At 34.5% G+C, this 2,592-nt stretch carries 1 protein-coding gene; it reads left to right on the forward strand.

Translation table 11 applies throughout. From position 1 onward, the window contains the following. The coding region (locus HMPREF2782_RS08665) for an SHIRT domain-containing protein (protein WP_222563147.1) at positions 1–2,592 on the forward strand (2,592 nt) is incomplete at both ends.

A 2,592-nucleotide genomic window follows, 5' to 3' on the forward strand; every position in this document is an offset into this window, starting at 1 on the left:
GTAGAATTACCAGAAGCATTAAAAGCAAAAGCCCCAGAAGAAGTAACCGGCAAAGTCAAAGGCGATAAAGTAACATCCCCAGTTCCAACAGGCGATGACGCTACATTTAGAGATGAAGCAAACAAAGGAACTTGGAAATTCAAATCATACGATAATAATGAAGTAGAAATTACAAACAAAGACGAAAACGTAAAAGGAACATGGGAATTCACACCAGATCCAGAGCCAGGAAAATACAATGTAACACACAAATTTGTAAGTAAAGATCCAAAGAAAGAACTTCCTAAAGAAGTACTTGCTCTTGTACCAGCAAAACAAACTGGCAAAGTTAAAGGCGATGTAGTAAAACCAACAGAACCACAAACAAAAACAGTTAATGTTGAAGATGGTACTTGGACCTTTGTAGAATATGACAAAAATCAAGAAACTATCGATAACAAGGATGTTGAGTTTACAGGAACATGGGAATTTACTCCGAAAACTACTCCTACTGATTACAATGTAAATCATAAATTTGTTTCATCAACAGAAGGCAAAGCTCTTCCAAAAGCAGTTACAGATTTAACACCAGACCAACAAACTGGTAAGAAAGATGGAGAAACTGTAACACCAACTGCACCAAAAGAAACAACTGTAGAAGATGCAGGCAATGATGGAACATGGAAATTTGAAGGCTACGATAAAGATAGCAAAACTATTGATAAGTCTGATGTGACATTTGAAGGAAAATGGAAATTCACACCAAACAAACACAAAGTAACTTATGAATATGTAAGTGGAACAGAAGGTGTAGAATTACCAGAAGCATTAAAAGCAAAAGCACCAAAAGAAGTAACCGGCAAAGTAAAAGGCGATAAAGTAACATCCCCAGTTCCAGAAGGAAAAGACGCTGAATTTAGAGATGAAACAAACAAGGGAACTTGGACATTCAAATCATACGATAAGAATGAAGTAGAAATCACTAACAAAGACGAAAAAGTAAAAGGTACATGGGTATTCACACCAGATCAACAGCCAGAAAAATACAACGTAACACACGAATTTGTATCCGCAACCCAAGGCAAAGACCTTCCACAAGCCGTAAAAGAACTAACACCAAAAGATCAAACAGGCAAAAAAGATGGAAGTGTTGTTAAACCAACAGAGCCAGAAAAAACAAAAGTAGCAGATACAGAAAACGATGGAACATGGAAATTTGAAGGCTACAAAGATCAAGATAAAACTACAGACGAAGTAGATGCAAAAGTAAACGGAGCTGACGTAAAATTCGAAGGAGAATGGAAATTCACACCAAACGAACATAAAGTAACTTACAAGTTTGAAAGTGAAGATCCAACAAAACCTCTTCCTGATGAAGTGAAAAATCTACTTCCAAATCCAGAAAAAGGAAAGGTTAAGGGTGATAAGGTAACTCCAACTAAACCTGTTCCAGAATCAATCACAACTAAAGATGGTGTATGGACCTTTGTTGGTTATGACGAAGAAAGCAAAACTGTTGGCGATAAAGATGTAGAATTCACAGGAACATGGGAATTTATTCCAGATGTAGTTACAGAATATGTCGATGAAAATGGTAAGACTATAGCTCCTAAGGAAGATGGTACAAAACCTAATAAAGAGATCGATGGATATGAATTTGTAAGAACTGAAACTGATGAACAAGGTAACACAAAACATATCTACAAAAAGAAGACTACTCCTACACCAGATGTAGTTACAGAATATGTCGATGAAAATGGTAAGACTATAGCTCCTAAGGAAGATGGTAAAAAACCTAATAAAGAGATCAATGGATATGAATTTGTAAGAACTGAAACCGATGATAAGGGTAATACAAAACATATCTACAAGAAAAAAACCACTCCTAGTCCATCTATAGTTACTAAATTCGTAGATGAAAATGGAAATCCTCTTGCTATGGAAGAAAAAGGCAAGAAAGATAAAAAAGATATTCCTGCTTATGAGTTTGTAAAGACTTACACAGATAAGGATGGAAATATTGTTCATGTTTATAAATTTAAACAAACACCAACTCCAACTGTAGAAACAAGATATGTAGACACAGAAGGTAAGCAAATACTTGCTGATAAAGTTGGAACACATGATCCATCAACTATAGAAGGTTATCAATTTGTAAAAACAGAAAAAGATGAAAAGGGTAATACCGTTCATATTTACAAAAAAATCGCACCTGTTCCAAAAGTTGAGACAAGATATGTTGATGAAAATGGAAACCAACTACTTCCACCAAAAGAAGGAACACAAAATCAAGTAAATATTGATGGCTACGATTATGTAAGTACAAATAAAGATAATAATGGTAATACAATTCATGTTTACAAGAAAAAACCTATCCAAGATGTAGAAACAAGATATTTAGACACAGAAGGTAATCAAATACTAGCTGATAAAGCTGGAACACATGATCCATCAACTATAGAAGGTTATCAATTAGTAAGAACAGAAAAAGATGAAAAGGGTAATACAAGACATATTTATCAAAAAATTGCACCTGTTCCAAAAGTTGAAACAAGATATATTGATGTAAATGGCAATCAATTACTTCCACCAAAAGAAGGAACACAAAATCAA

Origin of the sequence: Anaerococcus sp. HMSC068A02 (genome assembly GCF_001811125.1) — a bacterium.
GTDB lineage: Bacteria > Bacillota > Clostridia > Tissierellales > Peptoniphilaceae > Anaerococcus > Anaerococcus vaginalis_C.